A 1,058-nucleotide genomic window follows, 5' to 3' on the forward strand; every position below is an offset into this window, starting at 1 on the left:
ATCATCGACATGGCATTACTGGTGAGTTTCCATGCCGCATTACTGTCCTTCGGCAACGCTTCGATGATGTCACGTAGTGTGTACGAAGTTGCGTTGTCAGGAAGCACGATATTCAGAAGGTCAGCCACACGGCGGGCAGGCTCTGTCAGCCCGCTGTTTCTGAGTTCGGTACGGGAAATCTGTATTTCCAGGTTAAGTCTGTTAATCAGACGATTCTGTTCGCCGCGTTCTGTTTCGATACCGCGTGTTTCCATCGCACAGGCAGACTTTCCGAGGTGAATACCAGGCGTTTTCTCAAGCCCCTGTCGCTCGTATGAACGATGGTCTATCTCTTCCTGATAACCGGCGTTCGCCAGTGCCCTGTTCGCATGGTCAGCCCATGATGCACGCCACGTCTCGGCATGTGTCCGGTCGTTCCAGTCCCTGACCTTTCCACCGAATCCAGCAGGTCCGACAGCTCTCGTGGTCAGCATGATGTGCGCATGGGGATTTGTTTTATCCATGTGATGGAACGCCACATCAGCAATCATGCCCTGACTGACAAAGTTTTCTCTGACAAAGGCGAGAACGGTTTCCCGTGCGGCATCCTGCGGTAGTTCGCGGGGGATGGCGAGTTCAATTTCCCGCGCAAGTTGTGAGTTCTTCCGGCGTTCGGCCTTCTCAACGGCATTCCAGAGTTCGGCACGGTTCGTACACCAGGCAGGGGCTGTCGCGGGAGTCAGAATCACAGCTTCAGCCACACCGCTTTTGCGGGTGTAGTCGTGAGTCAGTCCGGTACGCTCATCAAGCATCAGTGAACCGGAACGATAGGCAGCAGAAGCAACGGCGCTGTAGCCGCTGTTTCTGGAGATGATTTTCATGCTGAGATGATAAATCGCCATTTCTGCCGTAATGCCTTTTTGTGGTTTTCTTTCAGCCCCGCAGGGCGCACACAATCGAAACGGAGTGGAGATTGTATAAGTGCGCACTTCGTGATTTTCCGTGCATTATGCCAGCTCAGTTTTTAAACTACCAGTGACGCGCTAAAATGCGATTTTTCATCGCGCACGGAGTTACAT

Annotated in this window: 1 protein-coding gene; it reads right to left on the reverse strand. The window is 52.9% G+C overall.

Going from position 1 to position 1,058, the window contains the following annotated elements; genetic code table 11:
* On the reverse strand, positions 1-881 hold an 881-nt coding region (gene mobQ / locus GVK91_RS27100), incomplete at its 3' end, for a MobQ family relaxase (RefSeq protein ID WP_159732732.1).
* Positions 882-1,058: the final 177 nt, after the last annotated feature.

It is taken from the genome of Sphingobacterium sp. 18053, assembly GCF_902706145.1.
Lineage (GTDB): Bacteria > Bacteroidota > Bacteroidia > Sphingobacteriales > Sphingobacteriaceae > Sphingobacterium > Sphingobacterium paramultivorum.